18 protein-coding genes and 1 pseudogene are annotated in these 25,929 nt (G+C 46.5%); 11 read left to right on the top strand and 8 right to left on the bottom strand.

Features of this window, described 5'->3' with window-relative positions; translation table 11 throughout:
* Position 1 precedes the first annotated feature (1 nt).
* Positions 2-4,495 (bottom strand): VPA1269 family protein, encoded by a 4,494-nt coding sequence (locus K0H59_RS20265; protein ID WP_220054186.1) that lies wholly within the window; start codon positions 4,493-4,495, stop codon positions 2-4.
* Positions 4,496-4,650: 155 nt separating this feature from the next.
* Entirely contained in the window at positions 4,651-5,952 is a 1,302-nt protein-coding gene (gene gmtY / locus K0H59_RS20260; RefSeq protein WP_220054185.1) for a gamma-mobile-trio recombinase GmtY, read from the bottom strand.
* A gap of 137 nt (positions 5,953-6,089) precedes the next feature.
* Here gmtY and K0H59_RS20255 point away from each other — a divergent pair.
* The 3 genes and pseudogenes from K0H59_RS20255 to K0H59_RS20245 form a co-directional block, all read left to right on the top strand.
* A pseudogene (locus K0H59_RS20255) lies at positions 6,090-6,452 on the top strand (GreA/GreB family elongation factor); the annotation flags it as partial.
* A gap of 129 nt (positions 6,453-6,581) precedes the next feature.
* Complete coding sequence (locus K0H59_RS20250; protein ID WP_220054184.1) at positions 6,582-8,921, top strand: Tex family protein; 2,340 nt, start codon at positions 6,582-6,584, stop codon at positions 8,919-8,921.
* 218 nt (positions 8,922-9,139) lie between these two features.
* A complete protein-coding gene (locus K0H59_RS20245; protein ID WP_220054183.1) occupies positions 9,140-11,104 on the top strand; it encodes an LTA synthase family protein in 1,965 nt (654 codons plus the stop codon).
* A 66-nt stretch (positions 11,105-11,170) separates the two neighbouring features.
* On the opposite strand, the gene K0H59_RS20240 is transcribed toward K0H59_RS20245, so the two are convergent.
* Entirely contained in the window at positions 11,171-11,725 is a 555-nt protein-coding gene (locus K0H59_RS20240; protein ID WP_220054182.1) for a hypothetical protein, read from the bottom strand.
* Positions 11,726-11,786: 61 nt separating this feature from the next.
* Entirely contained in the window at positions 11,787-12,581 is a 795-nt protein-coding gene (gene bioH / locus K0H59_RS20235; protein ID WP_220054181.1) for a pimeloyl-ACP methyl ester esterase BioH, read from the bottom strand.
* Positions 12,582-12,606: 25 nt separating this feature from the next.
* On the opposite strand from bioH, the gene K0H59_RS20230 reads away from it, so the two are divergent.
* From K0H59_RS20230 to nfuA, 7 genes are all read left to right on the top strand, one after another.
* Positions 12,607-13,395 (top strand): ComF family protein, encoded by a 789-nt coding sequence (locus tag K0H59_RS20230; RefSeq protein WP_220054180.1) that lies wholly within the window; start codon positions 12,607-12,609, stop codon positions 13,393-13,395.
* A 167-nt stretch (positions 13,396-13,562) separates the two neighbouring features.
* Positions 13,563-14,309 carry a helix-turn-helix transcriptional regulator gene (locus K0H59_RS20225; RefSeq protein ID WP_220054179.1) on the top strand — a complete coding sequence of 249 codons (747 nt, stop codon included), beginning with the start codon at positions 13,563-13,565 and terminating at the stop codon, positions 14,307-14,309.
* A 2-nt stretch (positions 14,310-14,311) separates the two neighbouring features.
* A complete protein-coding gene (locus tag K0H59_RS20220) occupies positions 14,312-14,989 on the top strand; it encodes a response regulator transcription factor (RefSeq protein WP_220054178.1) in 678 nt (225 codons plus the stop codon).
* A complete protein-coding gene (locus K0H59_RS20215; protein ID WP_220054177.1) occupies positions 14,976-16,217 on the top strand; it encodes a HAMP domain-containing sensor histidine kinase in 1,242 nt (413 codons plus the stop codon). The genes K0H59_RS20220 and K0H59_RS20215 overlap by 14 nt, the downstream gene beginning before the upstream one ends.
* A gap of 187 nt (positions 16,218-16,404) precedes the next feature.
* On the top strand, positions 16,405-17,169 hold the full coding sequence (locus K0H59_RS20210) for an outer membrane protein OmpK (RefSeq protein ID WP_011718721.1): 765 nt from the start codon (positions 16,405-16,407) through the stop codon (positions 17,167-17,169).
* A gap of 89 nt (positions 17,170-17,258) precedes the next feature.
* Entirely contained in the window at positions 17,259-19,007 is a 1,749-nt protein-coding gene (urdA, locus tag K0H59_RS20205) for a urocanate reductase (RefSeq protein ID WP_220054176.1), read from the top strand.
* 227 nt (positions 19,008-19,234) lie between these two features.
* Complete coding sequence (gene nfuA, locus K0H59_RS20200) at positions 19,235-19,813, top strand: Fe-S biogenesis protein NfuA (RefSeq protein WP_011624525.1); 579 nt, start codon at positions 19,235-19,237, stop codon at positions 19,811-19,813.
* A gap of 64 nt (positions 19,814-19,877) precedes the next feature.
* Here the strand turns inward: nfuA and K0H59_RS20195 are convergent, their stop codons facing one another.
* Together K0H59_RS20195 and K0H59_RS20190 are read right to left on the bottom strand one after the other, a co-directional pair.
* Positions 19,878-21,815 (bottom strand): S9 family peptidase, encoded by a 1,938-nt coding sequence (locus K0H59_RS20195; RefSeq protein ID WP_220054175.1) that lies wholly within the window; start codon positions 21,813-21,815, stop codon positions 19,878-19,880.
* A gap of 77 nt (positions 21,816-21,892) precedes the next feature.
* Positions 21,893-23,260, bottom strand: a complete 1,368-nt coding sequence (locus K0H59_RS20190; RefSeq protein ID WP_220054174.1) for an MATE family efflux transporter — start codon at positions 23,258-23,260, stop codon at positions 21,893-21,895.
* A 21-nt stretch (positions 23,261-23,281) separates the two neighbouring features.
* Between K0H59_RS20190 and K0H59_RS20185 the strand changes: the two genes are divergently transcribed.
* Positions 23,282-24,328: a polysaccharide deacetylase family protein gene (locus K0H59_RS20185; protein ID WP_088212508.1), complete on the top strand. Its 1,047-nt coding sequence runs from the start codon at positions 23,282-23,284 to the stop codon at positions 24,326-24,328.
* Between the two features lie 14 nt (positions 24,329-24,342).
* On the opposite strand, the gene K0H59_RS20180 is transcribed toward K0H59_RS20185, so the two are convergent.
* Together K0H59_RS20180 and cyoE are read right to left on the bottom strand one after the other, a co-directional pair.
* On the bottom strand, positions 24,343-24,972 hold the full coding sequence (locus tag K0H59_RS20180; RefSeq protein ID WP_220055643.1) for an SCO family protein: 630 nt from the start codon (positions 24,970-24,972) through the stop codon (positions 24,343-24,345).
* Positions 24,973-25,026: 54 nt separating this feature from the next.
* Positions 25,027-25,929, bottom strand: a complete 903-nt coding sequence (cyoE, locus tag K0H59_RS20175) for a heme o synthase (protein WP_133181680.1) — start codon at positions 25,927-25,929, stop codon at positions 25,027-25,029.

Here is a 25,929-nt window from a genome sequence, read left to right as displayed (position 1 = left end):
ATTAATCGACCAGCTTGAGCGGGGTCGCCCCCATAAATAGTTGTTTCAATTCATTCTTAGAAATTCGTTCACTATCATCGAAGTCATTCAACACCAAGTCTCCATCGATAAGGCGGTCGATTTTTTCCCAGCTTTTTAGCCTTGTTAACATCAACTGAGTCATTTGGTTACCCACTATGAGTTGTTCAGTTTCGTTTAGATGCAAAAATTGGGGACCAATACCATTTTTCATCAGCATTTTATCGAGTGATTGGCTCCTTCTTATTACCGCTTGCTCATCAGTGCAGCTGTGGTAAAGCTCTGCGTTTTCACATACTTCAGATAGTTGCTGAAAAGCGCTTGCTTCGCTGATTTCAAAATTCACAGAAAAGTCCCTAGGGACAATCAGTTGCAGCTTTGATTCTTCAGATGACAGGTCTTGGTTGATGATCGACTGACAGTTAAATAAGTGTTTATGGAGGGCGTTCATATCACTCATGTACAAATCCATTTTTTTCGCTTTGACTTCAATTTCTGAGTTCAGTTTTCTTCGTTCAGATTGAAGTTTAAGTTTTTCACCTTCCAAAATTGAAGTGTGAGTGCTTTGTGATTTCTGCTGATATATTTGATGTGAGAGTACATCTATCTTGGTTACAGTATCGTCGAGCTCTTTTTCTAAAAGACTGTAGCGTTGCGATTGGGTATTAATCGCTAAACACAATTCGTTAAATAAAGCAGCCAATCCCATCATAAATGCAGGGCCTGTAACAAAAAACCTGCATTGAACGCAGTTTTGCTCGCCAAGATAGCCCGCCGTCACAGGATGGTAAATATTGGCTTTCATCGCGACAGCAGCACCCCCTTCATTGCAAAATCCTCCGCCAACTGGGCATATGCCAAAGTCTCTGAAAAGATAACTCGATGCTGGTCTAGCGTTGTCGATTGTCGATAGAAACTCAGCATTGTTAGCGACAAGTTGGTTCTTACATTGTTCAATTCGTTGAGATTCAATAAAACTTTTTAGAGTATCTGTCGTTTTATTTATTGCCTGCTTCTCGCCAAGAGCAATTTTCTCGCGGATGTTGGCTCCCGTCTTGTCGCTCTTAATGTAGTAAATTGACATGATGATTGAAGAGTGACCAACCAGCTTCATAATAACTTCTATAGGCATGCCAAATTCATAAGCGTAGGCATTGATTAAGCTAACCCTCATAGCGTGTGGCGTGTAAGCTGATTTAAATGGTGCAAGGGCAATCGATTGCTGTTGCTTGAGTTGAGATGCACACTCGTGATGGTTTTGTCCTGCGTAGGAAGCAGAAACGAGCTGGTCGTCAGATGAAAAAAATAACGCCGCAGCAAGTCTAGATGCTAATCTTCCTGCGAATGTACCGGGTTCAATTTCCTGAAAATCACGAAATAAGAAGCAGTTTCTGCCTTTTTGTTTCCTTTGAAGTTCGTTCAAATTAGTTCTTGTGCATTCTAGCCATTCAGTCGGTTTCTCAATGGGGTTGTATTTTTCTTGCCATTTTCTTAATTTTATAAGCCAATACGCTAACTCAATCGGCATAAATGGAATGGCGTATCCTTTGCCGTCGAAGCTCGTTTTGTTGGAGGTGTAGTAAACACCGAAATCACCATCCCTAGTCTTATTTATCATGCTCTGTCTGGTGGTTAAGCCTGCCAATTTGCTTCTATTTGGTGACCAGGTTATTTTACCCGTCTGAAAATTTGGAACTTCGGCGTCCGCCTCCCCTGAGTCGCAATAGACAATTTGCCTTCCCCTTGCTGGCAATTGCATTAATGCATAGGTATAGGTCCAATAGATAGGAAGCCAAAGATATGTTTTCCCCCCTTCAACTTTGGTAACGCAGTCAGGATCTGATGGGTCAATTTCAATAGACTCATCTATTGGGACCCAATCTGCTTGGAATTTATGTAGATGAAGAAGTTCTGAATAGCTGGCTTTTTCAAATTGTGTTTGGGGAAAAATCCACTCGCGTGCGCTTTTTACAAATTGATAAGGCAATGCCAATTTATTGGTTTCATTAAGTGAAACTGGTATTTGTTCATCATCAAAATTGATGTGAGAAAATGGGTTTTTTGCTCCCTTTATACGAGAAACTTCACCTGTATCTTCATCTTCGATGGTCAAGAATTTTACGATGAGCCAATCCAAAAATTCATTGATGGAAAACAGCCATTTTTTCTTTCGAGTAATAGGCACTAATTCAAATAGTTCGAGCATGGGTTGAATATTTGTTTTGCCACGAGTGAGGTAATCAAGTGGAGATATTTCGAACTTATTGGGTTCAATATATTCTCGGACAAATTCACACAAGTCTTTGACTTTTGTATCTCCCCCTTTGGCTGTTTTCAAAAACTCGGTTATCAAATCGCCCCATGGCTTCCACTCTGGTTCAAAATATTGGACTTGATACGGTCTTTTGACTCCGAAGAAGTCAAAAGTGTTGGTCCAGCCTTTATCTTTATAATAATCAATCGGAGATGCTGGCATTTTGGGGTCGTTCAGTGTGCTGCGTAATTTTTTATAATTAGCTAGAGATGTACATTTATGAGAATGGACAATTTTTTTTAGCTTATGAAGTTCATATGGTTTGGGAATTTCTAGTAAATCATACCAATCGATCCAGTCTTTGAATTTTTTATCTGGTTTCGAAGGGAGTTGCGCATAGTCCTTTTGGATTTGACGGTATTGAAGAGAGTCTCGGATTCCAAGCACTTTGCATGCGTTCTTTAGTATCCCAAGTGTATCTATCCTATTTGGCAGTAAAAATTGAGGCCAGGATTGCCAGTCGGCGGCATAGATTACATGCGGGCTACTGGGTAAGCGCGGGTCTTCACGGTAGCGTTGCTGGTACTCTTCACTTGATGTGATATCGAGGGCTTGGGTGGCCTGTTGGGCTTCAGCGAGAGTGGCGTAGAACATATCTGCAGTCCCTAAAAACTGGGGCCAAGATTGCCAGTCGGCGGCATAGATTCTATGCGGGTTACTGGGCAAGCGTGGGGCTTCACGGTAGCGTTGCTTGTACTCTCGTAGTGTCGTGATGCCGAGGGCTTGGGTGGCCTGCTGGGCTTCAGCGAGAGTGGCGTAGAACATATCTGCAGTCCCTAAAAACTGGGGCCAAGATTGCCAATCGGCGGCATAGATTCTATGCGGGTTACAGGGTAAGCGCGGGTCTTCACGGTAGCGTTGCTTGTACTCTCGTTGTGTCGTGATGCCGAGGGCTTGGGTGGCCTGCTGGGCTTTGGCGAGAGTGGCGTAGAAATTTTTTTCCTCCTTGCCGAGGAAGTGGGGCCAAGATTGCCAGTCGGCGGCGTAGGGGCCATGCGGGCTACTGGGTAAGCGCGGGTCTTCACGGTAGCGTTGCAGGTACTCTTCACTTGATGTGATATCGAGGGCTTGGGTGGCCTGTTGGGCTTCGGCGAGAGTGGCGTAGAAATTTTTTTCCTCCTTGCCGAGGAAGTGGGGCCAAGATTGCCAATCGGCGGCATAGATTCTATGCGGGTTACTGGGTAAGCGCGGGGCTTCACGGTAGCATTGCAGGTACTCTTCCCTTGATGTGATGCCGAGGGCTTGGGTGGCCTGCTGGGCTTCGGCGAGAGTGGCGTAGAAATTTTTTTCCTCCTTGCCGAGGAAGTGGGGCCAAGATTGCCAGTCGGCGGCGTAGGGGCCATGCGGGCTACTGGGTAAGCGCGGGTCTTCACGGTAGCGTTGCAGGTACTCTTCACTTGATGTGATATCGAGGGCTTGGGTGGCCTGTTGGGCTTCGGCGAGAGTGGCGTAGAAATTTTTTTCCTCCTTGCCGAGGAAGTGGGGCCAAGATTGCCAATCGGCGGCATAGATTCTATGCGGGTTACTGGGTAAGCGCGGGGCTTCACGGTAGCGTTGCAGGTACTCTTCACTTGATGTGATATCGAGGGCTTGGGTGGCCTGCTGGGCTTCGGCGAGAGTGGCGTAGAAATTTTTTTCCTCCTTGCCGAGGAAGTGGGGCCAAGATTGCCAGTCGGCGGCGTAGGGGCCATGCGGGCTACTGGGTAAGCGCGGGTCTTCACGGTAGCGTTGCAGGTACTCTTCACTTGATGTGATATCGAGGGCTTGGGTGGCCTGTTGGGCTTCGGCGAGAGTGGCGTAGAAATTTTTTTCCTCCTTGCCGAGGAAGTGGGGCCAAGATTGCCAGTTTGCGGCATAGATTAAATGCGGGCTACTGGGCAAGCGCGGGGCTTCACGGTAGCGTTGCTTGTACTCTTGTTGTGTCGTGATGCCGAGGGCTTGGGTGGCCTGCTGGGCTTCGGCGAGAGTGGCGTAGAAAATTTTTTCTTCCTTGCCGAGGAAGTGGAGCCAAGATTGCCAATCGGCGGCATAGATTCTATGCGGGTTACTGGGTAAGCGCGGGGCTTCACGGTAGCGTTGCTTGTACTCTCGTTGTGTCGTGATGCCGAGGGCTAGGGTGGCCTGCTGGGCTTCAGCGAGAGTGGCGTAAAAACATATTTTCATAGATCTAACACCCTCGCATTTTTTCTAATTTCTTTTATATACCAAACAGCTATCAGGGTCTTCACGGTAGCACTGTTGGTACTCTTCCCTCGATGTGATGCCGAGGGCTTGGGTGGCCTGCCGGGCTTCGGCGACAGTGGCATAAAAAATTTTTTTCATAGACTTAACTCCCTCGCTTTTTCTCTAATTTCATCGTCTTGTGGTTTTATATATACCAAACAGCTATCAGGGTTTTTATGGTGCATGGCCTTTTGGATTTCTAACTGATTGAATCCCGAAGTCGCGAGCCTATAACCATACGAGTGTCTGTGGGAGTGCGGACTGGTTCCCTGATGCTTATTTGAAACTAGTCCGATACGTTCAATTGCTTTTTGATATTTTTTTATAAAATTTTTCTTGGATTCGGGTTGCCCTTTGCTGTTAGTAAATAGAAACGGATGATCACCATTAATTCTTGATGTCAGATAGTCTCTAAGCAGATGAGTAAATTCGATGGCTTTAATGTGGGGGAAAATCATGACATTGAAAGAAAGGTTGCGGACAGTAAGAAGTGCTCCTTTCCAACCTGCATAAAGTCTGTGTGAGCGTGGATATTCATTTCGGGGCTTAAGATGAAACTGTAGATTTAAAAAATCGCGGCGATTAGTAAAATTAGGTGATGGGCTTGCCCCATCACTGGGATGAAATACAGATATGTGCGCTGCACCAGTTTTACTATCAATCGCAACATCATGAGTATAGATGTGGAAGCATTCGGATAATCTTAGGCCGCCGTAGTGCATAAGCATCACGATGAGTATGCTGCATAAATCGAATTCCCCAGCTTGATTGGTAAATCCATATTGTAAAAAACGTTCAAAATGTTCATCTGGAAATCGGGAAACGCATTCAACTGAAAGTACATGTGCGCTTGGCGCTTGTACCCTTCGACTCATTGAAAATTTGTTTGGAGATGGGTGATTTAGGTGATTTATAAAGCAGTTCGATTGACGTTTGTAGTAGGCACACCATCGGATTCTTTCTTCTGCTTTAGTGGCTCTTCTTAGGGGATTTAAGTTGGGTAATTCGTGTCCATAAATTCCATCAATGTAATCACAATACAAGTTGATATGACTTAGCAGGGTATTAACATCTGCAACTCGTCGAGGGAACCAATAGAGGTTCAATTCATCAATCTGTTGGCTGTCTAAAGTTCCAAAGTTTAGGGCATCAACGAAAGATTGGAGCAACTCAGTTGCAGACATGTCTGAATGTTGATGTGCATCTATGAACTTCAAAAGTAGCTGAATTGCAAACGTATTCCGTTCAATCCAAGATTGGGATTTATTTCGTTTTGAGAAAAGAAATCTTAAATGAGAAATGAGCAAGCCATTTTCAGTGAAAAGAGCAGGAAGTTTTATCGCTGTAGTTGCATGAGAGGCGGTAAATGCAACATTGCGCTTTAGAACTGAAGGCATTTTTATACCAACAAATTAATAGTATAAAGTATATAGTTGGGGATTCTAATTTTGTCAAAGTGATAAAGATTAGGAAGAAAAATGATCTCATTGAGAAGATAACGATGTATTTAGTATAATGTTGTTAGGGGTACTAATACACTTACAATAAAAGGCTTCTACGTCAAATAGATAGCCGGGTTAGATATCTGGTCAAACGCCTCGAAGAACTCAAAATCGTCGACTATTCTCCCCAGCAGGAAGGCAAAATTTACTTTGGCGCTTGGTTCGAGCTCGAAAACGAAGCAGGCGAGTGCGTGCGTTATCGTATTGTCGGCAAGGATGAGCTCGACACTAAACTCGGCTACATAACCATAGACTCTCCCATGGCGCGGGCACTGATCGGCAAACAGGTCGATGATGAAGTGGTCGTGCAAACCCCCTCGGGTCCGAAGGAATGGTATATCAACGATATCCGCTATACCCCATTCGAGGCGCCGCTTGAGGGCGAGCCAGAATAACCTTTAGTAGATCAAACTCTCGTCGATTTTCATGCTGAAATCGACAGCATCATATGAAATAACGACTGCGCCTGTGGTATCTTGGGCGCAATTAGGATCAATCAAACCCTTAGGCACGATACTTTATTTATGCAGACTATTGCCCAAATTATTGCTCAGGAACTGAATGTTCAGGAGCATCAAGTCACTGCCACCATAGATTTGCTCGACAATGGTGCCACAGTTCCCTTCGTCGCCCGTTACCGTAAAGAAGCGACCGGTGGTTTAGATGACACCCAATTACGTACACTGCACACCCGTTTAGGCTATTTGCGTGAGCTGAATGACAGACGTCAGGTCATTTTATCCAGCGTTCAAACTCAGGGTAAGTTAACGCCTGAATTACAAAGGGAAATCGAAGGTGCCGACAGTAAGACCCGCCTCGAGGATCTGTATCTTCCCTTCAAGCCTAAGCGCCGCACTAAGGGGCAAATTGCGATTGAAGCGGGATTAGAGCCGCTTGTTGAAGCTGTGCTTGCCGATCGCAAGGCGGATATTGAAGCATTGGCCGCGGGTTATCTAAATCTTGAAGCTGGTTTTGCCGATACCAAAGCCGTGCTGGAAGGCGCCCGTTATATTCTGATGGAGCGTTACGCCGAAGATGCGGAATTACTGCGTAAAGTTCGTGAACACTTAAGCCAAAACAGTGTGTTAGAAAGCCGTGTTATCGCAGGCAAAGAGAAGGAAGGCGCGAAGTTTCGCGACTATTTCGAGCACAATGAACCTCTGGCGAAAGTGCCGTCCCACCGCGCCTTGGCGATGCTGCGTGGCCGCAATGAGGGCTTCCTCTCCTTATCGATGAATGCCGATCCTGCTGCCGAAGCGGGTCAGGGCAGTTACTGCGAAGTCATTATTAGCGAACACTTAGGCTTAAAACTTGGCGAGAGCAGTGTTGACCAATGGCTTAAGACCGTCGTGACCGCCACATGGCGGATTAAAATTGCCCTGCAGATGGAAACCGAGTTTATCTCGCAAATGCGTGAGCGCGCCGAAGCAGAAGCCATTAAAGTGTTTGCCCGTAACTTAGGCGACTTGTTAATGGCCGCGCCAGCGGGCGCCAAGGCAACTATGGGGCTAGACCCAGGTCTACGCACGGGCGTTAAAGTGGCTATAGTGGATAACACGGGTAAGTTAGTGGCACACACGACTATCTTCCCCCATGCGCCGCAGAATTTGTGGGACAAGTCGATTCGCACCCTCGCCAACCTAGCGCAAATGCATAAGGTGGAATTAATCGCGATTGGTAACGGCACCGCATCCCGCGAAACAGACAAGTTAGCGGGTGAATTGATTGCCAGCCTTAAGGATAGCCAACCGCAACTGACCAAGGTGATGGTGAGTGAAGCGGGCGCTTCCGTCTATTCCGCCTCTGAACTCGCCGCTCTGGAGTTCCCAGAGCTAGATGTGTCTATCCGTGGCGCCGTTTCGATTGCTCGCCGTTTACAGGATCCCTTAGCGGAACTGGTGAAGATTGAGCCTAAGTCCATCGGTGTGGGTCAATATCAGCACGATGTGAGTCAAAGTCAGCTGTCTAGCTCACTCGAAGCCGTGGTCGAAGACTGCGTAAACGGTGTGGGTGTGGATTTAAACATGGCATCGGTGCCTTTGCTGTCGCAAGTTGCTGGTTTAAACAAAACCTTAGCGAAAAACGTGGTCGACTACCGCGATGCTAATGGCGCCTTCAAAAACCGTAAAGAGCTGTTAAAAGTACCACGCTTAGGCCCTAAAGCCTTTGAACAAGCCGCGGGCTTTTTGCGGATCCGTGATGGCGACAATCCCTTGGATATGTCGGCGGTTCACCCCGAAGCCTATGCACTGGTCGAAACCATTGCTAAGACCAAGCAAGTGGAGTTGGCGAGCCTTATCGGTAATTCCGAGCTGCTACGTAATATCAAGCCGCAGGAGTTTACGACCCCTGAGTTTGGTTTACCGACAGTGACCGACATCCTAAGCGAGCTGGATAAACCGGGCCGTGACCCCCGTGGTGAGTTTAAAACCGCCAAATTTAAGGATGGGGTTGAGGAGCTTAAGGATCTGAAACCTGAGATGATCCTCGAAGGTGTTGTCACTAACGTGACTAACTTTGGTGCCTTTGTGGATATCGGCGTGCATCAAGATGGTTTAGTGCATATCTCGTCATTAACCGACAAGTTTATTACCGATCCCCATACCGTGGTGAAAGCGGGTGATGTAGTGAAAGTGAAGGTGATGGAGGTCGATGTCGAGCGTCGTCGTATTGGCTTGAGTATGCGTCTGGACGAGGCTATCGATCAGAGCAAGAGTCAATCACGCGGTCCATCTCAAGGTAAGCCACAGGCTCATAAGGGCAATGCCCAGCATAAGTCTGCGCGTCCTGCGCCAAAAGCGGCACCTGTCAACGCGGCCATGGGCAATGCCTTTGCCGACGCCTTCGCTAAGCTGAAAAAGTAATCTGACTCAGGTCGGCTCGAATATACACTTGTGTGCGAGCCGACATTTTTTTACTTGTTAGCCACAAAATTGTTGCATATATGCTGTCCTAGGTAATATAAAGTCGGCATTTAATGCAACGTTAAGCAAAATCGGTTGTCATAACACAACTTTTTCACCGATTTTTCTCAAATTGACACTCCAAAGCTGAGTGGAAGTTTACTGTTTTGGGGTTATACATGCAGTCAGGTTTATCCGCTCGTGGACGTCAGCCCGCCCATGGGCCGTTTCGCGTCATTCTTATTTTCAGTCTGTTAGTACTCGCTATTGCTACGGCAAGCCGCATTGGCTTAGGCCTGTGGCAGGGCGAACGTGTGGCCGCCGTTGACGGTTGGTCGCATCTGTTACTGCAAGGTATTCGTGTCGATATCGCAACCCTATGTTGGTTATGGGGCGTCGCAGCCTTGGGTACGGCGTTGTTTTCGGGCGATCATCTGCTTGGCCGCATTTGGCAATGGGTGCTGCGCCTATGGCTAACCTTAGGTCTGTGGGCCATTGTATTCCTTGAGGTTTCAACGCCAGCCTTTATTGAAGAATACGGCATTCGCCCGAACCGCTTGTATGTGGAGTATTTGATTTACCCCAAAGAAGTGCTGTCGATGCTGTGGGCGGGACGCAAGCTGGAGCTGATTTTCTCTGTGTTGCTCACCCTCGCGACGCTGTGGGGCGGTTGGACTCTCAGTGGTAAGTTGACTAAGAATCTGCGTTTCCCCCGTTGGTATTGGCGTCCTGTGCTCGCTGTCATGGTAATAGTCGTGACTCTATTGGGCGCGCGCTCAACTTTAGGCCATCGTCCAATCAACCCCGCGATGGTGGCATTTGCCGACGATCCATTAGTGAACTCTTTGGTGATTAACTCCGCTTATTCGCTGGTGTTTGCGATTAAGCAAATGGGCAGCGAAGAAGACGCTTCTAAGGTGTATGGCTCATTAGACAGAGATGAGATCATCAAGACCATCAGGCAAGAGAGTGGCCGCCCTGAGAGTGCCTTTACCTCGAGCGACATCCCCTCATTAAGCTTTAACCAAGCCAGTTACAACGGTAAACCGAAAAATCTCGTGATCCTGTTGCAGGAGAGCTTAGGCGCCCGTTTTGTGGGGAGCTTAGGCGGTATGCCTTTAACGCCGAATATCGATGCGCTCTCACAGGAAGGTTGGTATTTCGATAATCTCTACGCCACTGGCACACGTTCAGTGCGCGGAATCGAAGCGGTGACGACAGGTTTTACCCCAACACCGGCCCGTGCCGTGGTGAAACTTGGTAAGAGCCAGACGGGCTTTTTCACCCTCGCCGAATTGCTGAAAAACCACGGCTATACCACCCAATTTATCTACGGTGGTGAGAGCCATTTCGACAACATGCGCAGCTTCTTCCTCGGTAATGGATTTAGCGACATTATCGACCAGAAGGATTATCAGTCCCCGGTCTTTGTTGGCTCTTGGGGCGCATCCGACGAAGATTTAATGCGTAAGGCGAACAGTGAGTTTGAGCGTCTTCACAGTGAAGGTAAGCCATTCTTTAGTTTGGTCTTTAGCTCGAGTAACCACGATCCATTCGAATTCCCCGATGGCCGTATTGAGCTGTATGAACAACCTAAGCAAACCCGTAATAACGCGGCTAAATATGCCGATTATGCGATTGGTGAGTTCTTCAAACTGGCGAAAAATGCTGACTACTGGAAGGACACTATCTTCATCGTGGTCGCCGACCACGATAGCCGTGTCGGTGGGGCCGATCTGGTGCCAGTATCGCGCTTCCGTATTCCGGGGCTAATTATTGGGGATAATGTTGCGCCAAAACGAGATCACCGTGTCGTGAGTCAAATCGACTTGCCGCCAACCCTACTATCTTTGATTGGTATTTCAGACACTTACCCTATGTTAGGTCGTGACTTAACTCAGGTCAGTGACGATTGGCCGGGGCGCGCGCTGATGCAATACGATAAAAACTTTGCCCTGATGGAAGGTAAAGATGTAGTTATCCTGCAGCCTGAGAAAGAGGCGCAGGGCTTCCTGTACGATGAAAAGACCGAGCACTTAACCCCTTATGCCCCAGCGGCGCAGGCGTTGGAGAAAAAGGCCTTAGGTTGGGCCCTGTGGGGCAGCCTAGCCTACCAGCAAGAGCTGTATCGCTCGGGTAAATAACCGAATTAAAAATGCCGCTGATTAGCGGCATTTTTATTTTGAAACTTATCTTTAAACCAGCAGATCTTAAATCCAAGCCGACATAGCAGGTTCGGCTTCGGGCTGAGTCTGCTGCGCATAATATTGCCCAATACGCTGGCCAACCTGTTGATAAAACTGAGGAGACTCCCCTTGCATCGGCTGACGCGTCGTCGCTGTCGTGGTTTTCGCCGTGGTATTGGCGGGGCGAGGAGTGTTTTGACCGACCTTTAGTCGAATATCTTTACGCTGCAGCGCCGCTGGGCCACGCACTGGCACTTTAAGAGTTTTGGGGAGCGCCCGATCGGCAGCAACTATCGGAGCTTGCTTCTCTTGCTGTTGCTGACTCTGTTGCTGTGAAGACTGCTGCTGTTGCTGTTTGTCTTGAACTTGTTGCTGATTTTGCTCGAGCAAACGTGCCTGTTGCTGAGTTTGATCTGCGGTACGTTCATTTTGCGGATTAAAGGCGCGCTCTTCATGGTCCTTAGTCGCGGCCTGCGGCGGGATAACCACGGGTTTGAGCTGATTGTCGACCCGAGCCGAGTCCGTCGCGACATTGGTCGTCGCTATCGGAACTTGGGGGTAGTTACTGACAAGCAGCATGAAAAATTCCTTGTGGCCTTAATGGTTAAATACTAGCCACTTATTGCACAAAGATAAAGCACTAGTCCTTGAATTGCGCCAGCCAAGGTGTGATTGCCTGCACGAATTCTTCCCTGTGGGACACAAACGGTGCGTGGGATGCCTTGGCGAGCATCACATCTGTGATGTGGCTTGCTGTGGGCATCTTAGGTTGAACACGTTTAGGCACGAGTCCATCGAGTCGACCCCAGATCCGCAGCCAAGGTTGCTGTATCGCCGATAATTGCGGCCTAAGATCGATTTGATTCAACATATCAAGACCTTGCGTTAAGGTAGCCGCATCGGGTAGCGGGCGCGCTAGCACTAAATCCCGCAGCTGCTTGATATCGTCTTTGGCGGTTTCGCTGCCCATGGCCTGAATTGCTAAAAAGCGCTCAATCGTCTTTGGTAAATTTTGTCCAAGCTGCTCGCCAAACATGCTAAGCACCTGCGGTGGAATGCCAGGCCATGCTTTTTCCTCCCTCGCCATAAAACAGGGCGAGGAGGCGATAGTGATTAATCCTCTGACATGGGATGGATAGCTTATGGCTGCTTGGGTGGCCACTAATCCACCCAGTGACCAGCCGGCCCAAATCGCATTGGCGGGTAAGGCATGGATTAAGGCATCCACCCAAGTCGATAAATTGCCTGCGATAGGCTGACTTAAGCCAAAGCCCGGCAGATCGACATAGTGGACTCTATACTCAGAAAGCTGCTCATGGAGCGGCGTAAAGACGGCGCTATTAACGCCCCAACCGTGGAGCATTACCAGATCCGGCCCTTGGCCTCGGGTGTCGATATGCAGTTGGGGATGATGGGCTGGCGTCGCAGAGTTCACTAAAATACCTCTAATAGGAAGTTGTATGTCGGGCGATAGCAAATGGACTTGGTCGCAACAGGGGGCGAAGCTGTTACGCATAGTTTCGCATTTGGGGCAGCGTTACTTGGCGGGCAGTTTACCTAACCGCTGCTTACTCTGCCACCAATCCCTCAATGCAAAGGAAGCAGGATTTTGCCAGGTATGCCTGCAAACGGGTTTGTATCACAGCCCAATTTGCTTAGGTTGTGGCAAATCCATGCCACTTGAACTCGAATATTGCGGAGAGTGCCAACGGCATCAGCCGCGAAAAGTCATCGCACCTTGTAGTTATCATCAAGGCTTTGGTCCTTGGATAGCGGCCATTAAATATCAGGGGCAACTCGCCGCCTTACCCATTCTGTGCCAAGCCTTAGTGGCGCGCATTGGTCAGCTTGAACAGCAAGAATTCATCACGCTGCCGCAGGCCATAGTGCCAGTCCCTTTACACCCAAATCGGCTGCGCCAACGTGGATTTAATCAAGCATGGTTAATTGCCCATGAATTATCGAAGCAGTTCTCGCTGCCACTGGTCAGTGACGGATTAACTCGGCGGCAGGATACCCGCCCACAAGCCGGACTCAATGGTACGCAGCGACGACGAAATCTACAGGATGCTTTTGAGTTAAATGCTGATTTTGCCTATCAACGGATTGCGCTTGTGGATGATGTGGTCACCACAGGTACCACTGTGGCAGAAATCGCTCGTTTGTTCGAGGCGCGATATATACAGGTGCAAATATGGTGTCTCGCCAGAGCCGAAGCACCAGGGTTGTTGGAAGCGTTCGAGGAGTAGGCAAACGGCAATGCATTTTACCTTTGCTTACGTCAAAACAATGTCAAAAAAACGGGAAATAAAAAATAAGTTTTATTTTTGGGATCAGATGTAAGTATATGTATCAATAGATTTTGTTTGTTTTTTGTATTGAGGTAATTTACTTATTATTTGGTTTGGGGGTATTTATGGATGCTAAACAGGCGCTATCAAATGCCAGTACAGTATCGACGTTAAAAGATGTTATTCAGGGGATTAGTACTTCATTGAAACTGCACGGTTTTAGTGGTTTCTGGTTTCAAGGGATCCCACACTGCGCCTATGAAAACTATCATTTTCCGGAAGATACTAGTCTATTTTCCCCAATAGCACTGCGTAAACCGATCGCTAGCGTAGCTTCTTCACCCATCGTTGCTCAATTGCAGCGTTTTTATTTAAATCAGGTGGCAGCGAATGACACTAATTTTGGGTTTTCACTCGATACATCAAAACCCTATGTATATAGACTGATAAATGAAAAAGATACTAAGGCCAGTGTGCTGTTTCAGAAACATAATATTCAAACAGTCTTGAGTTGGCCGATTGTGTGTCACGACCAATGTCGTTGGACTGGCCGCTTTATGCTGTTGAGTCAACAAAGTTACTCAGAAATTGTGTTAGACGGATTGGCCGATGTATTGAAGGAGGCTCAGTACAAACTGTTTGAATGCAACAAGCCAATGTTTAACCCATTTCTACAAAGTTCCCTGCTAAAAGAAAATGCCAGAGATATTTTGCAAATGGTCGCCAATGGTCTGCAAAACGATGAAATTTCTACTCAGCTCCCGATAAGTGTTAGGGGGGTTGAATATCATATGGAATCCATGCGAAAAAAATTTGGTGCAGCTAATCGAGCAAACTTGATTCATTTGGCACATCAATATGAGTTGATTTAAATATGTTGGTCTTACTGGTTGAGGATAATCGACTTTTATCAAATAACATCATTCAATACCTTGAGTTAAGTGGCATCGAATGTGATTACGCATTTAACTTGGCGCAAGCTGATATGCTTATTAGTCAGCAACAATTCGACGTAGTTATTCTTGACCTGAATTTACCGGATGGTGATGGAATAAAAGCCTGTGAACGATGGAAAGCGCAGTGCATTACTTCACCAATTATTATGTTAACTGCACGCAGTAGCTTGAGGGAACGTTTGGATGGATTCGCCGTTGGTGCTGACGATTATTTAGTAAAACCCTTCGCGATGGAAGAGTTAGTCGCACGGTTGAAAGTCGTTGCCCAACGTCGACCTGCACCTCAACGTTTAGTTATTGGCGATCTAGAAATAGATTTTGGAAATCATTTAGTTTATCGACAAGATCAACTGCTTACCTTATCTAAAACGAGTTGGCAGATCTTAGCTTTATTAGCGCGACGCAGCCCTGAAACCGTCAGTCGAGAAGAAATCGAGCGAGCCATTTGGCCCGATACTATTCCTGATAGTGATAGCCTACGTAGTCATATTCATCTTCTACGAAGAGTGATCGATAGACCCTTCAAAAGCCAATTATTGCATACGATTCGTGGGGTCGGATTAAGCCTTAGGGACGATTTTGATGCAAATGCCTAAGCTCAGTCTAAAACGAAGTTATCAAGTTTGGGGTGTTATTTTTCTATTAATAACATTAGCAGTTAATAGTTTTATCCCTCTATGCATGATGTGCGCTGGGATGATTTCTATGCATGAAGTCACTATCCATAATGTTGGGCAAGCAGCTGAAGTGCTATTGAAAACGAGTCCGCATATTCAATCACAGCAAGCGATTAATCCGCCAATTCTAAAAACTGATCACTTAACCGTATATCTTCATTGGTTAGATATTCCGGCTCAAATTAGAGAGTTAAGTAATAATGAGGTCTTAACAGATGCGAACAAAATTTTGTATGAGCATGCCGAAGGTCCTTTTGTTGATGCATTAAGTGTGTACTACACGCAAGCAGGTCAACCCCTCTATATTTGGCTGAACTACAGTGTTACACATGATTTGCAATTTGCGCCAAAAAACATGACGGCCATCTTGTTACTTGTACTGATAACCTTTTGTGCAAGTGCAAGCCTTGCATTTTATATGCAGAGCAAAGTGATTAAACCAGTTCATCAAATTAGTCATGCGATTAAACAGCATGATTGGGAGGTGAGGGGCAGACTTAGTTTGCCAAAACAAGAATATGCTGAATTAAAGGCAATTGTTGATGCATTAGATCATTCTATATTACAACTCCAAGAAGCTCAGCAGCGAGAGCTGAATTTCTTACGTTTTGCTAGTCACGAATTACGTACGCCAGTTGCAATATGTCAGTCTTCATTCGAAATCCTCGAGTTGCAGCAAGGTGAGCTGACTGGTGCGACTTTACATGCTTCGCAAGCAACGAGACAAATGAAGTCACTCATTGAAACATTACTCTGGCTAACAAATAAGGAGTGCTCTGTCATGGAAAAGGAGATGGTGGCCATTTCTCCTTTACTTGTTGGTATTGTAGAGGAGCAAAAGTGGGTGCATGGATTGGACCGCAATATACAGTTAGTGACAGATAATACTCGACTCTTAGTTCAGCTCCATCCGTTGCGGATTATTATCAGTAATTTGTTAAGAAATAGTATTGAGCATGGCAGTGTAGATATATTTATCACTCAAGAGGGTTGCACAATAGAGATTGTTAACTCGTATAGCGATCAAGATCATAGTGGTTTTGGCTTAGGTTTATTATTAGTCAGACGGTTAGCGCAGCAATTAGGATGGATTTTTTATACATCATCAAAAAACAATCTATTTATAGCAAGATTAGAAATAATGTAAGCCGATTAAATTATGCATTTACTGCATAAAACCACACACATTCAAAACTCCAAAAAAATTTAAATCATAGATCACATAGCCATTTTAACTATTGTTGTAAAAATATCCATAAATGGTTTCTATATCGATAAATCTATTGTCGGTAAGGGAACTACCTTCTAGTAATATATAAGGGTATGGAGGATTTATGTTGAATAAAAGCATAGTGGCTGCTTTGTTAAGTACAGTGTTTATTAGTACTTCAATCTATGCCGATGTGGCTAAAACTAGTGTCGATCTTGGTTATAAGTTTTATACCAATAGTACAGAAGATGATAACCCAGGAGTATTTAATCAACCATTTGTTAAGTTAAATCATTTGGGAATTGCGGATTGGGGTACCTATTTTGCGAATGTAAAATTAGAAAACCCTGCTGAACTGGCGGAGAATCAGAAGAATCAAGATGGAAAAACAACACTTAAGTCATTAATGATACTGGAAAATAAAATTGGTGAATCAAATTTCAATTTTTGGACGCAAAACTTTGTATCAGCAAGTGAAACCTTAGTTGAAGATAATCTTTATTTCGGCTTTACACATAATGCAAAAATTAAGGCGCTATCACTAAATTACGGCGTTGGCTTCAATTATACCTTTGGTAACTTTTCTCCTACATCAGAGAAATTCAACGATTTATCCGGCTACGCAGTTGTATTGAATGCAAAATATCCGTTTGAGCTATTAGGACTTAAACATAGTTTTAGTCTAAATTACGAGGCTCAAATTGATCGGGATAAAGCGCATCAGGAACTTTTTTCTTATGATAGTTATGGTCATCAAATCATAACCACTTTGCAAACATTATTAACCGACTCAATATACACCAAACTACATCTTACCCATTATGATAGTTGGGGATCACAATATAATGATGGTATTGAATATGGTGTGTCTATTGGTTACCAGTTTTAAATGATTGTATAACTTGCTAAATATTTTAAATAAGCCTTTTACTTCTAATTCATATTAATTTTTAAAATTTTTTATACAGAGGGACTGTAATGCATTATAAACAATCCATCATAGGTCTTGCTATTACTGCACTCATTGTGGTTGCGGGCTGTCAAGTGACACATCAAATAGTCAAAAGCCAAGGTACGGCTCAGGGTAAACATGGCGAGGTGCAGGTTGAAACGACATTTGAAGACGGGCATATCGTTGCGATTGATGTACTCAAGCAAAAGGAAAATAAAGTTCTTGCGGGAGCAGTATTTCGTGATGTGAAGCAAGCGATTATTGATAACAACTCTGTTGATGTTGACGGTATTACTGGGGCGACAGTGACTTCAAATGCACTTAAAGAAGCCGTCAGTAAAAGTATTGAAGCCGCTGGCGTCACATTGGCTGCCGTTGCTGCCGCGAAAAAAACGGAAGCTGTAACACCGACTGAATATACCTACGACGTAGTTGTGATTGGTTCGGGTGGGGCTGGCTTTAGTGCAGGTTTAGAGGCTATGGCGGCTGGTCGAACGGCTGTTATTATTGAAAAAATGCCGATCGTTGGTGGTAACTCATTGATTTCAGGCGCTGAGATGAATGTGGCCGGAAGCTGGGTACAGAAAAACATGGGTATAACTGATAGCAAAGAGCTGTTTATTAGCGACACGCTAAAAGGTGGCGATTTCAAAGGTGACCCTGAAATGGTTAAGACCATGGCTGACAATGCTGTCGAGGCCGCAGAGTGGTTAAGGGATTATGTAAAAGTTGAGTTTTATCCCGATCAATTATTCCAGTTTGGTGGGCATAGCGTTAAACGGGCTTTAATCCCTAAAGGTCACACTGGCGCTGAAGTGATCAGCAAGTTTTCTATCAAGGCTGAAGAAGTCGGTTTGCCTGTCCACACCAACACCAAAGCGGAGCGATTACTTCAAGATCAAACCGGTCGGGTTGTTGGGGTCGAGGCGACTCACAATGGTAAAACCATCACTTATCATGCAAAACGCGGAGTGATTGTTGCCACTGGTGGCTTCTCATCGAATATGGAAATGCGTAAGAAATACAATCCTGAGTTAGATGAACGCTATGGCAGTACGGGTCATTCAGGTGGTACTGGTGATGGGATTGTTATGGCGGAGAAGATTCACGCTGCGGCTAAAAATATGGGCTATATCCAGTCATATCCTATCTGTAGCCCAACCTCAGGTGCGATTGCTTTAATTGCCGATGCGCGTTTTTTTGGTGCAGTGTTAATTAACCAGAAGGGTGAGCGTTTTGTGGAAGAATTAGAGCGTCGTGACGTGATTTCACAAGCTATTCTGGGCCAACCTGGTCGTTATACCTATGTGTTGTGGAATCAAGCTATCGAGGACGTTGCCCATACGGTTGAAATGCACCAAGGCGAACTTAAAGAATTTACCAAAGATGGGCTAATGCACAAGGTTGACACCTTAGAAGAAGCAGCCAAAGTCTTTAATATTCCTGAAGATAAGCTATTAGCAACAATTAAAGACGTTAATCACTATGCCGCAACTGGCAAGGATGAAGCCTTTAATCATCGCTCTGGTTTAGTCGATTTAAGCAAAGGACCATATTGGATTTTAAAAGCGACCCCTTCAGTGCATCACACTATGGGTGGCCTAGTGGTTGATACTCACACTCGTGTGTTAGATGAAAAAGGAAATATCATTCCAGGCTTATTTGCCGCAGGTGAAGTGACAGGCTTAACCCACGGTACAAACCGACTGGGTGGAAATGCGTACACAGATATTATTGTGTTTGGTCGAATCGCAGGCCAAGAAGCCGCTAAGTAGAGTATTGTTTGTCCCAAGTAAAAGCGGCCTTTCGGTCGCTTTTTTGCTTTTAAAGAAGGGTATTTTACTCATTTATTTGAGCTCTTTATCTGATCGTGAAAGCGTGATGGATTTTGCAAAATTCCAGAACTTGCTACCCTAGGGACTACAAAGCGCGTGTGAGTAGGAGTATCATACGCCTAATTCTTACTAAAACACTCAGGTATCCCCTGACGGAGCTGGTTTCCATGATTACTATTTCCGATGCGGCTCAGGCCCATTTTGTAAAGTTGTTAGCCGATCAACCTGAAGGCACTCATATTCGCGTATTTGTGATCAGTCCAGGTACCGCACAAGCCGAGTGTGGCGTGTCTTACTGCCCGCCTGACGCCGTTGAAAGCGATGATATTGAATTAGAATTCAATGGCTTTAGCGCTATGGTTGATGAGAAGAGTGCGCCTTTCTTAGAAGAAGCCTCAATCGACTTCGTAACCGATCAATTAGGTTCGCAATTAACCCTTAAAGCCCCGAACGCTAAAATGCGTAAAGTGGCTTCCGATGCGCCTTTAGCAGAGCGTGTTGAATATGTGATCCAATCTGAAATCAACCCACAACTGGCAAGCCATGGTGGTAACATCATGTTGGTTGAAATCACCCAAGAAGGCGTAGCAGTACTGCAGTTTGGTGGCGGTTGTAACGGTTGTTCACAGGTCGATATCACTTTAAAAGATGGTATCGAGAAGCAACTATTAGATATGTTCCCAGGTGAACTCTCTGGTGTGAGCGATGTGACCGATCACCAACACGGCGCGCATTCTTACGCTTAAGCTGTTGTTGAACGGAATAAAAAAACGCGACCTATGAGTCGCGTTTTTTTATGGTACTTTGTTGTTACAGTTGGGTTTTCAGGTTGTCGGCTAAAAACTTATCGAGCGCCTTAAAGGTGGTTAACCTATGGTCATTGTTACTTAAATAATGGTCGCCATTTTCGAGCTCAATATATTCGACGTTTTTCTTACGTGATTTGAGTTCGTCGAACATTTCGCGACTATGTTGCACCTTAACCACTCGGTCCTTATCGCCATGCAGTAGTAATACCGGGATGGTGATCTTATCGGCTTTACTAACGGGTGAGCGCTCATAGAGGGCGCTAAAATCATCGCCAATTTGTTCTTTAACGACTTCATAATTGGTAAAACGGCGACTGGATTTTACTAGGTAAGCCACATCTGTTACTCCAGCCACACTGACCGCGCAGCGGTACAGGTCGGGTGTCATCGCCGCGCCCATTAAGGCGGCATAACCACCATAACTCGCGCCGACGATACAGATACGCTGTGGATCGCTAATCCCTTGATTGATTAGGTAACGTGTACCATCTTCCACATCGTTTTGCATTTCGAGCCCCCAGCTTTTGAGGCCGGCCTTCATAAACTCATAGCCGTAGCCCGCCGAGCCCCTAAAGTTCATTCGAAATACCGCGTAGCCACGGTTAGCGAAAAACTGCGCCCAATAATCGAAGTCGTTACTGTCGTAACTTATGGGGCCGCCGTGGGGGAAGATAATGGTGGGGAGTTGCTTGGCCTCCAACCCCTTTGGCACTGTTAGGTAAGCATCGATTTTCAGTTTATCCCGCGCTTCGTAGCTCAAATATTGAGTGTCGGCGAGTTGCTCGCTGCTTAGCTGGCTATATCTATCGGCAATCGGAAATAACGCCTTTTCATCCCTATCGCCGAAGTAATAGGTTCCAGGTTGAGTCGAACTGGTGGAGTAGACGATATAGCGGCGTTCATCCGCGCTAAATTGGGTAATGTAGTTATGGGCATTGGGCAATACTGCTTTTAGTCCATTTTGCAGACCCGCATATTCAGGATCCCAGAAGGTATACTCTTCGCCGTCGCCTTCACTGATCCCAATGACTTTTTTCTTGAGTTCTGAATAGATGAGATTGCCTTCAACATCGGTATCTTTGTTGGCGTACACCAGCTCCTTCGTGAGCTTAGGATCGGTTAAATTCACCTTGAAGATAGCTTCAAAGCCTTGGTGGTAGGCGCGTACGAACAAGATGTTGGGATCGGCATCGAAGCCCAGTGGCCAGACACTCTCATCGGAGAAGGCTTTAAAGGTCCAGAGTAAGCGTGGCTCCGTTTTTTGTTCCGGCTGCTCATAGATCCGGTACTCAGTGTCATCGTTATAGATGGAGATACGAACCTTGTGCTGCCTGTCAGTAATCCAGCCGATGATTTTACGTTTAGAGTTTTGAATAAATGCGGATTTTCCCTGAGAGAGATTGACTCTCAGCACGCTGTCTTCACCCACTTCTTCGCCCATACCGTCGAGGGAGAGCAAGATATTATCGGGATCATCCGGCATCATATCGATAATCTGTCCTTGATGTTGGGGGATCCAACTGAGTCGGTCGATGACGCTACGGGCGAGTACGCTAGTGGATTTTCGCGTAGTTAAATCGTACTTCACCAAGCGAGTTTCGGTCGTCGGCGTACCGTAGCGGTTTGCCGGAAACTTAGCGCTGATCAGCAAAGTGTTGTCATTTGCCCACTGTAATGACAGCAGAACAAACTTCTGGTTATCGGTGTGAATCGCGTAATCTTTGTTGCCCGTTTCTAAATCGAGAATACTGACCACAGTGCCCTTTAGTTTGGGCTGGTCGACGCGAACGATAGAGGCAATTTTTTTGCCATCGGGCGACAGTTGCACTGAGCTGACATCGGGAATACTAGCAAAGGCCTCGACGGGAAGCTGGGGAACGGTTTGGGCAAGCAGTGGCAGACTTAGCCACAGGAGTAACAAAGGTAAAATCCTTTTCATAGCGCGTCACAATTTTATTACAATAATGACGCGTATCTTAATGGGATAACCTTAAGTAAGCTACTGTCTTTACAACACTAATTAAGAATAAATGCCTTGCTAAAGCGGTAATGTGTCGCTAGGGTGAGGCTGCGCGTTAGCATAAAGGCCGTCATGGCCGCCCACTGTGCATGGTTAGCCTGCTCGGGAGGCAACAGCGACTGCAGCAAATACCATGTCGGGAAGAAGGCGCCAAATGTGGCGATAATCATGCTGTTACGCATCACTTTGCCCTTAGCGGCGCCAATATAGACCCCATCGAAAAGGTAAGAACCAAAAGACCAAAGCGGCAGTAATATCAGCCAAGGCAAATAAATTAGCGCTGTGGTTCTCACTTCATCAATGCTGGTTAGCAGCCCGATGATATGGTCTCCAAAAAGATAAAATATTAGGCTGAAACCCAATGCAGAGATGGCGGACCAACACCAAGCCAGGAGTACTGCTTCGCGCAGTGGTTGTGTGCGTTTTTGTCCGTAGGCTTTGCCCACTTCCGCCTCGGCATAATAGGCAATGCCATCGAGGGCGTAGGCGATTAATAACAGTAAATTCAATAACACCGCATTGGCTGCGACCGTATTATCCCCAAGGCCCGCACCATGAAAGGTCATAAAGGCGAAGGCGGCTTGCAAGCATAGGCTGCGGATAAAAATATCGGTATTGAGCCTAAGCAGTTTGCTATAACCGGCAAAAGTTAGATGGACACGCAAGTGGTCAAATGTAAATTGAGACGACAGCTTAAGCTGTTGTAATACCATGTAGAGCGCAACGCTAAAGGCGGTGATATCCGCACATACTGAGGCGAGTGCCGCTCCTTTAACGTCCCAGCCAAATCCTATTACAAACAGTACATCGAGGATAATATTAGCTAAGTTGGCGAAGATGAGCTGCCACATGGCGGCCTTAGGTTGCTGTCTGCCAAGGAGCCAGCCGAGCATAACTAAATTGAGCAGGGCGAATGGCGTCGACCAAACGCGGACTTGAAAATATTCTCGGCAATAACGCTCTACTTCCACACTTGCCTCGGAGAGGCTAAGCGCTAAATTCAATATCGGGATCTGCAATAGGATCACCGCGATACCCAGCCCTGTCGCCAACATGGCGCCTTGGACTAGCAATTTTAATTGGGCGTTAACATCATTTGCGCCATAGGCCTGTGCGACCAATCCCGTGGTCGCCATCCGTAAAAAGCCTAATAACCAAATGATTAATGTGATAATCGTTGACCCGAGTGCAACGCCCCCTAAATAATAGGCGTCACTTAAATGCCCGATGACAGCCGTATCGACTAATCCCAACAGCGGAACCGTGATATTGGAGAGGATCATCGGCAGGGCAAGCGCGAGCAGCTGGCGATTCTTGGTGCCATTCAACAGGAGCGCGAGTGCGGTGGATTTTGCGGTAGTCATTGATTCAGAGGTATTCACATTATGGTTAAACGTGCGTTATTGGCACTCTTAGGGCTGATGACCTTCTCGGCCCATGCTGTGGTCATTTTACAGTATCACCATGTGTCAGAAACCACGCCGGCGGCGACGAGCGTCACGCCTGCACAATTTCGTGAGCAAATGCAGTTTCTGGCGGACGATGGTTTTAAGGTAATCCCCTTGTCGCAGGTGGTTGAGGCGATCAAAAACAAGCAAGATTTACCCGCAAAAACGGTGGCGATCACCTTCGATGATGGTTATCGCAGCATTGCGACCACAGCGCACCCTATCCTAAAGGAATTTGGTTTTCCCTACACCCTATTTGTGGCAATTGAGCCGATTAAACAAAAGTTTACCGAGATGATGACCTGGGAAGAGCTGATTAAGCTCTCCAAGGAAGGGGCTGACATTGCGAACCACAGCTGGGCCCATGAGCATTTGATCCGCAAACTCGATAATGAATCCCAAAGCCAATGGTTAGCGCGAATTAAAGCCAATATTCAGGACACCGAAAACGCGATTCGTGAGGCGACGGGGCAGAACTTTAAAATGCTGGCCTATCCCTATGGCGAATACAATCAGGCGATTCAGGATATGTTGAGCGACAATGGCTTTGTCGCCTTTGGCCAGCAGTCTGGTGCGGCGGGGCCTTATTCGCCACTCACGGCGCTGCCGCGTTTCCCTGTGGCGGGGCAATATGCGGATCTAAAGAGCCTAAAAGCCAAGTTATACAGCCTCAATATGCCAGTACTTGAGCAAACGCCTAGCGATCCTGAGCTCAAGGGCGGGCATTGGCGCCCCGAGCTTAAGGTTAAGCTCGATATGAGCGACATTTCGGCCAAGCAGGTCATGTGTTATATCCAAGGGCAAGGCGCTAAAACGCCGACTTGGAGCAGCGACAATGAGTTTAGTATTCAAGCCGATTTAGCCCTGCCAGCGGGTCGCTCACGCTACAATTGTACGGCGCCAAGCAAGACGCGCAATGGCTATTACTGGTTTTCGCAGGCATGGGTGAGACCCAAAGACGACGGCACTTGGGTTAAAGAGTAACACTTCTGCGGTGGTTATTTAGGTTTGTAGCTTTTAACGATTTTATCGAAGTCGCTAATCAAGGCTTGGTTGAGTACTTGAGGGGCTTTACCTAAGGCTGCCGTGGGTTTAAACACCGCGACCCGCGTGCCTTGGGGAGAAACCAGTACATAACCCGCACTATGATCGACTTGATAATTATCCCCTTCGCCGACCATGGCATAGGTTAGGCCTAGGCTGCGGGTGAGGGGGAATATTTGGGTTTGCTCACCCGTCACGGCCTTAAACTCAGGATTAAAGAAATTCACATAGGTGAGGAGTTTCTCTGGGGTATCCCGCTTCGGATCTACGGATAAAAACACGATTTGAATGGGCGCAATTTTTTTCAGCTCAGGATAGGCGGCAGCGATCTTGTTTAAGGTGGTCGGACAGACATCGGGGCAATAGGTAAAGCCGATAAAGAATAGGCTCCATTGGTCCTTCAAATTCGCATTGGTAAAGGGTTTCTGCTGTTGATCGACAAGTTCAAAGGGCGCTAGCTCGAACGCCTCGGGAAACAAAAAACCACTCTCTAACTCAACGGGCTTAGGTGGATTGAACTTCACTGCAAATAGTCCGCCCAATCCTATTAGTAGAATCGCTATCACTAAGATCTTGTTGGAGATTCTTGTTTGCATATTTTGTCCTTTGACCATGCTCGCCCCATCGCTCGTTGCACATTAAGCCCAAAGATAGTGATCGAGCAGTAATGCCATGAATAACAACATTAAATGATAAATCGAAAAACGAAACACCTGCATCGCCAGCCCTTCGCTATCCTGATACTTTAACTGCCACGCTTTATAAATAAATCCCGTGCTGAGCAAGCTTGAACACACAAAGTAGAGCGGTCCGCTCATCCCGACTAATACGGGCAATAGACAAGCAATCGCCAGCAAAATCGTATAGAGCAAGATACAAGTCTTAGTAAATTCTACCCCATGGGTCACGGGCAGCATGGGAATATCCACTTTGGCATATTCTGCGCGTCTGTGAATCGCCAGTGCCCAAAAATGCGGCGGCGTCCACAGGAATATGATGATGACGAGCAATAGTGCATGACCATGGAATTGATTCGTCACCGCCGTCCAGCCCAAGAGCGGCGGCATTGCGCCCGCTAAACCGCCAATGACAATGTTTTGTGGCGTGGCCCGTTTTAAATAGGCGGTATAAATCAAGGCGTAACCAATCAAACTGGCAAAGGTGAGCCAAGCGGTGAGCGGATTAGTAAAAACATACAGGATCACAAAACCTAGGCTGCCTAAGAGTGCCGCGAACAGCAGCGCCCTCGTCGCCGAGACCCGACCCTTGGGCAGTGGTCGGTTATAGGTGCGTGCCATCATGCCGTCGATTCGCCTGTCTATTAGATGGTTTAAGGCTGCGGCCGACCCCGCCATCATGGCGATGCCGAGCAAGCCTGCCACTAAAGGTTTAACGGGCAATATGGTGGGCATGGCTAAACACATGCCGACTAAGACGGTGAGCAGCATTAAGGCCACTACCTTAGGTTTGGTCATCTCGAAATAGGCACGCCAAGCCAAGTGAACACTGGGGTGACTGCTGATAGAGAGTGGTTTTGCCAT

It is taken from the genome of Shewanella sp. FJAT-51649 (assembly GCF_019457435.1).
GTDB classification, from domain to species: Bacteria; Pseudomonadota; Gammaproteobacteria; order Enterobacterales; family Shewanellaceae; genus Shewanella; species Shewanella mangrovisoli.
Note: the sequence above shows the minus strand (reverse complement) of the source record. Positions and strands in the feature narration are given on the sequence as shown.